The sequence below is a fragment of the Candidatus Methylomirabilota bacterium genome (assembly GCA_027293415.1).
Taxonomy (GTDB): Bacteria; Methylomirabilota; Methylomirabilia; order Methylomirabilales; family CSP1-5; genus CSP1-5.
Genome location: JAPUFX010000153.1, coordinates 1 through 6,147, shown reverse-complemented (window position 1 = coordinate 6,147; position 6,147 = coordinate 1). Strand labels below are relative to the sequence as shown.

Sequence of the window (6,147 nt, the reverse complement as noted above, 5' to 3'; positions counted from 1 at the left end):
GCCACGGTGATGGGTTCGTGCGGGGGGAAAAGGTTCATCCGCGTCATACACATCAGTCGAGGTTTGCCATTGACCTCGGCGCTGCATGAGCCGCACTTGCCCGCCTTGCAGTTCCACCGGACGGCCAAGGTGTTGGCCTGGGTGGCCTGGATGGCGAGGACGACGTCCAGTACCACCATCCCCTCCTCCACGGGGACGTGAAACTCCTGAAAGCTGCCCTCCGTCGCGATGCCTCGCCAAACTCGCATGGTGACTTCGGTCATGGCCTCTCCAAGGGTCTCAGGAATCTCCACACTCATTTCGTACGGAAAAGAGGGGCGTAACGATGGAACTCCGCCTCGCCTCCTCTGTGATCATCCCTGGCGGAGCGGGGTTGGTCGGGGGCGAGGCTGCTTTGCACCATCCCCTATTCCCAGCCTCCGCTCGGATCCAGTCCGGGTGGACGTTCAGCCAGCGGCACCAAAGGCGCAGCGACCAGCTGTCGCCGCAGAGAAATCTCCGAGCATTAATGTAATCGTCTCCCGCGGTCTTCTGCGCGTCATTAAAGGCGAATAGAATCACCGACACCGCGAGCCGTTTGTATGCGCCCAGGTCCCTCTCATCAGGCAGGATATCGGGAATGCGGACGTGCGCTTTGATTATTTCGTGCATCATGGCACCGGATTCTTGATCCGATATCTCGGTCCGAAAGGTCTCATCTTCGAAACAACAAAACGCCTCTCAGGCCGTACCCTACCCGAGGAGGTCTTTGGTATAGCAAAAAAATGCCTTTATGGCTGAGTTGCAGTAAAAATTCACGAGGGTACCTCGCCCTCCTCACTATCTGTTTTCTTGGCACAGGTATCGCATCTCACGTTCTGGCCTCGACTAACGTCGGCGTCCGATTGTCCTCCTAGGCACGCGGGACCCTTCGTCTAATGATTCCATCTCGTTATTCGAGAGCGAGTCGAGAAGTTTCTGAAATTCCTCTTCAGCATATTGCCCTATCCGTCTCTGGTAGGACTCGAGGGCTTGCTTAAAGTGACGGCGGGGCTGCCGGTGGGGAATCACCTTCCGGTCAACCAACAGCTCAAGCACTGACTCCAAAGCCAGGGAGATCTCCACCAGCTCTCCGAACCCAACCTCCAGATCATCCAACCGCTTTTCAAGCTTATGAAGTCTTGTCATCAGCTGCTGTCGCCTCTCCATTTTCCCTCCCCAAAGACCCCGCCCGCCGAAACTTCTGATATCGCAGCTCCAGGTCAAACGAACCGGAATCTCACTTATAAAGTCAACCTCCTAGATGAGATGCTTTCGCGGATTCTCGCACCCACCCTTCTCCCCTCGTCCCAGTCAGATCCGCCGATCGATCGTCGCAGACAATACCTTCAGATCTCCAGTTCTATTTCTATATCTGACCCGCTCACTCGGACACGATAGCTCGACACGCCAGTTCGAGCAGGCGGCGTGAGGACATCTCCACTTTTCACGTTGAACTTAGATCCATGCCAGGGACAAGTCACCACTTCTCCGTCCGTAGGACCCCCAGACAGGGGACCACCTCGATGAGGGCAGGCATCATCGATGGCGTGATAGCTCCCCTCGAGGTTGAAAAGGGCGATTGCCTTCCCGTCGACTTCCACCTTTTTCGCCTGGCCAAGAGCTAGCTCACTGGTCGTCGCCACCTTCAGGAATTTTGCCATCTTCTAACCTCCTCATCACTGACCTTTGGTCCAAGCCACTCCTCCCGTCCGGATCCCGTTCATGGTTCCTGCTGATCTGAGCAGGCACCGACTCTTATGGTTCGCAACCTCCCGGGGATCTGCAGGGTCAACCGGAGAGCTCTACTGGGGCGGAAGGCTGTCGCGAAAAAACCCCTCCCACCCACGTAGTCACTACAATACGAGGGGCAAAGGCCGTGCCAGAGATTTCTAGGCCTAAGGATGAATGGGACTCCCCTTCAAGATCCTGTCATTTCAGGGATCTAGGGGTTCGGATGGGAATAGACGTGTCCCAGAATGCCGCATGCGATGCAAGGAGTTTCTGGAGGGCAGGGAATTTCTCCCTGGTCAGATGTGGATGTTGTACCGCTGGATCTTGTGTGTCAACGTTTTCACATCGATCCCCAGCAGCCGGGCGGCGGGCGCCTTCTTCCCCCCGGTGTACCTGAGAGCCCGCAGGATGGAGAGACGTTCGACCTCGGTCAGGGGAAGCGGCGGTGCATCCCCCTCCCGATGGGGGATGTCTACGCTGGGACGAATATTGGGCGGCAGATCTTCCGACTCAATGATTGTTCCTGGGACGAGGAGGACGAGCCGTTCGATCGTGTTGGCCAGCTCGCGGACGTTGCCCGGCCACGCATATCCGACGAGGAACTGCAGCGCCTCGGGGGAGAGGGATTTAGGCTGCTGACCCGGAAGCCGGGACTGGTGAAGAAAGTGCTCGACGAGCCGCGGGATATCCTCTTTCCGGTCCCGGAGAGGCGGGACCGCCAGGGTGACCACATTGAGGCGAAAGAAGAGGTCTTCCCGGAAGCGACCGGCGCGGAATTCCTGCTCAAGATCCTTGTTGGTGGCGCCAAAGATCCGAGTGTCCACGCGCCGCAACCTTGTCCCTCCCACGCGCCGCAGCTCTCCGGTGTCAAGAACCTGGAGGAGCTTGGCCTGCATGGCCGGGCTCATCTCGGCTACCTCATCCAAAAAAACAGTCCCCCCATCCGCCACCTCAAAGAGCCCGGGCTTGGCGCTGATGGCACCTGTAAAGGCCCCCCTCTCGTGTCCAAATAGCTCGCTCTCCAGGAGCTGATCTTGAAAGGCGCTGCAATTGATCACCAGGAAGGGATGGTCGGTCCGGGGGCTCGATTGGTGAATTGCCCGTGCGATGAGCCCCTTTCCCGTTCCGGTCTCTCCCAAGATAAGGACAGGGGCATTGGAGGCTGCCACCCGCTGTACCATCTCGAGCAGTGACCGCATCGCTTGGCTCTCTCCCAGAATGACTGCGGCGGCGTCACCTTGACCGACGATGCGCCGAAGCGCGATGTTTTCTTCTCGAAGCTGCCTTTTCTCTGCCGCCCGCCTCAGGACGGCCTCGACCTCTGATAGCTTAAAAGGCTTGATCAAGTAATCGTAGGCGCCCAGCTTCATGGCCTCGATGGCGCTCTCAACTTCCGGATGCCCTGTAAGCACCACCACTTCGGCGGGATTACCACTGCTCCGGAGACGCCGGAGGGTCGCCATCCCTCCGAGGCCTGGCATCTTGAGGTCGAGGAGCACCACATCGAAATCTTGCCGGGACAGGATCTCCAGGGCCTCTTCCCCGCTCTGTGCGGTGACGACTACGCATCCAGCTTGGGGGAGTTCCCGCTCCATCAGGACCCGGGTCGGCTTTTCGTCATCGACGACGAGCACCTGAATAGGATGTTTCAGACTCAAGATCTATCCCCTCCCACCCCTGTTGCCACCGGAAGTCGAATCGTCACCGTCGTCCCTTTACCCAGCCCGTCACTCCTCACCTCAATCGACCCTCCGTGCTGCTCCATAATCCCCTGACAGATCGCCAGCCCGAGGCCGGTCCCTTTTCCGACCTCCTTGGTGGTGAAGAAGGGATCAAAGATCTTTGCCAGGTGCTCGGGCGGGATGCCACACCCCGTATCCTCCACAAGAACCTCCACCTGTCCTGAGGCCGGTAGGGCAGTGATTCGGACGTTTCCGGCTCCTTCGATCGCATCCAGGGCATTGGTCAAGAGATTCAGCATCACCTGCTGAAGCATCTGACGATCCGCCTGGACCATCGAGAGATCTGGACTGATTTCGACAGCAATCCGCTTGTTCGCCACCGCGGCCTGGTGACTGACCAAAGCGACGGTGTCTTGAATCAAAGATGTTAGATCAAGATCCTCAAACCTTGGCTCCCGCTGCCGGGCGAAGTCGAGCAGGTGCCTGACGATCGCCGATGCGCGCGCGACCTCTTGCTGGATAAAACCAAGATACTCGGGGAGGTCCTGGAACTTTTCCATGTCGTGAAGCTGACTTGCTTGGGCCCGTCGCTGGAGGGCTTCGGCAAAGCCAGCCACTGATGACAGGGGGTTATTGATTTCATGGGCGAAGCCGGCAGCAAGGCGGCCCAAGGAGGCCAGCTTCTCCTGGCGCAGCAGCAGATCTTGTGAGAAGCGCAGCTGCTCGTACGAACGCCGCACCTCCTCATACAGGCTGGCGTTCTCCATAGCGATGGCCGCCTGAGCCGCCAGGGTGACTGCCAAGGCCTCGTCCTCCTTGCTGAACTCCTCCGCCCCTTGTTTCTCCGTGAGGTACAGGTTGCCAAAGATCCTCCCTTTCGACACAATGGGCACACCGAGGAAGGAACGCATGGGGGGGTGATGCGGTGGAAATCCATGGGCCCGCGTGTCGCTACTCAGATCCTTCAACCGAAGCGGCTTCTTATGCCGGACCACCACACCCAGGATGCCTTTCCCCACCGGGAGGGGCCCGATCCTGGTCTTGGTCTCTTGATCGACGCCGACGGTGACGAACTGACTCAAGCCGCCACCATCCTCGTCGAGCACTCCGACCGCGCCATATTTGGCGCCGAGGACCTTGCACGCCACCTCGGCAATCTTTTGGAGGACCGATTCCAGTGACAGCTCTTTCGCCAGGACCATGCCGCCTTCGACCAAGGCTTGGAGCTGCTCGATCCCTCGGCGGACGACCCCCTCCCTCTCCTGGAGGAAGGCCAAGGCCACAATGACGAGGATCCGGTTGGCCACCGGTTTAAAGAGATCGAGAGCTTGGATCAACCGATCGGATTTCTCACGGTACTTCTGTGCTAGGGACTCCTCACACACCCCTTGCAGGGTTAAAAGCGCCCCGAAGATGTGCTTGGGTGTCAGGCGGCGCAGAACACCGCGGACGGCCATGGCCTTGGCCAAGGCCTGAGCCTTGTGATAGTGCCCCGTTTCGAGACAGGTCAGGTAGGCTTCGTAGATGCCTACCGAATCCGCCTCCAGCTCTTCCGAGGTCCCTCCTCGAACGTACCCACCGGCCTCTACCTCTTCAATCCATCGACGACGAAGTGGTCCCTCCCGTCTCCGGAAATGGGCCAACATCTCGCGGCGGAGGCGATCCATTTCACCGCGGGTATGCGGTGTGGAACGTTTCGATTTTGCTTTCGTTCCTCTGGGCATCGGTGTACTCTTGGTGTGAAAACCCCATCACCGTCGGTAACCGCTCTAATGCGCTTAGTATACTCGCAAATGCGCCGAGCCGAAAGTCTGTCCCGACCCACCTTTCCCAGCCACGATCAGCCGCCTTGTGCCTCTTTCTCCCTAATTCGCCCTCTCTCGAACCGTCGATGCGACATGTGAACCGCCTCGAGCCAAAGAATGAGCCGGCGGTTCCCTCACCCGGCAAGAATACTTGACAGGCTCCCGGCTGTAAAATGGCGAGCATGGCCGCCTCCAATTTTTTTAGGGTGTAAGGGATTGCTCCATGGAACTCAATAGTTATAATATGAGGGAGTTGAGCTTCTTTTTTCGCGGAGGGAGAAAATCGTATGGCTGGTAAGTACATCAATGATGACGGAACCGTCGTCTACAACGGGTTCTGGTGGAAGCTGGCCCTGCCCGGCGTAATCCTCAGCATCAACCTGGGTATAGTCGCCGGCACCTGTGCCTGGGCTACTTCCCGCCCGGGAGGCGGTTGGTCCGTGCTCTCCGTCGGCGTCCTGTTCGGGCTCCTTGTCTGGACGCTGTTCGAGTACGTTCTCCACCGCTGGTTGCTGCACCACACGCGCCATCCCCTGCTACGCAAGATCTTCTGGAGCGGCTTCCACCGGGAACATCATATGTACTTGCAAATGAAGGACCCCGACCACCACGGGATTCACATCGCGATTACAATCCCCATCATCTTGCTTCTGCTCGGCGCGGTAAGCTTTGCGACTGAATCCGGTTGGGGACTGGCGATCTTGGCGGGATACCTTCTTGGTTATTGCGCCTACGAGGCCTTCCACTGGCTGGTTCATTCTGGCGACTTGGAAAGAGGACTCGGAAAGTTCCCACCGTTACACCGCCTCTGGGCGGCGCACACTGTCCACCATCTGCACCGTGCCGACACAAATTACGGGTTTATTACCCTCTTCTGGGATAAGCGCTTCCACACGTACCTCCCCACC

At 58.4% G+C, this 6,147-nt stretch carries 7 protein-coding genes; 1 reads left to right on the top strand and 6 read right to left on the bottom strand.

Annotation, left to right across the window (positions count from 1 at the left end; all coding sequences use genetic code 11):
• The 6 genes from O6929_10940 to O6929_10915 all read right to left on the bottom strand — a co-directional run.
• Nucleotides 1-263, bottom strand: a 263-nt coding sequence (locus O6929_10940; GenBank protein ID MCZ6480902.1) for a 2Fe-2S iron-sulfur cluster-binding protein, incomplete at its 3' end; no start/stop codon positions are given.
• A 16-nt stretch (nt 264-279) separates the two neighbouring features.
• Entirely contained in the window at nt 280-654 is a 375-nt protein-coding gene (locus tag O6929_10935) for a hypothetical protein (protein ID MCZ6480901.1), read from the bottom strand.
• A 213-nt stretch (nt 655-867) separates the two neighbouring features.
• Entirely contained in the window at nt 868-1,188 is a 321-nt protein-coding gene (locus tag O6929_10930) for a hypothetical protein (GenBank protein ID MCZ6480900.1), read from the bottom strand.
• A 179-nt stretch (nt 1,189-1,367) separates the two neighbouring features.
• On the bottom strand, nt 1,368-1,682 hold the full coding sequence (locus O6929_10925; protein MCZ6480899.1) for a non-heme iron oxygenase ferredoxin subunit: 315 nt from the start codon (nt 1,680-1,682) through the stop codon (nt 1,368-1,370).
• Nucleotides 1,683-2,048: 366 nt separating this feature from the next.
• Nucleotides 2,049-3,410, bottom strand: coding sequence for a sigma-54 dependent transcriptional regulator (locus O6929_10920; protein MCZ6480898.1), 1,362 nt, complete (start codon nt 3,408-3,410; stop codon nt 2,049-2,051).
• The gene (locus tag O6929_10915; GenBank protein MCZ6480897.1) at nt 3,407-5,158 is read right to left on the bottom strand and encodes an ATP-binding protein; all 1,752 of its coding nucleotides are present in this window, start codon (nt 5,156-5,158) and stop codon (nt 3,407-3,409) included. Before O6929_10915 ends, O6929_10920 begins: the two co-directional genes overlap by 4 nt.
• A gap of 368 nt (nt 5,159-5,526) precedes the next feature.
• On the opposite strand from O6929_10915, the gene O6929_10910 reads away from it, so the two are divergent.
• Nucleotides 5,527-6,147: sterol desaturase family protein (locus tag O6929_10910; GenBank protein MCZ6480896.1), on the top strand; the 621-nt coding region annotated here is incomplete at its 3' end.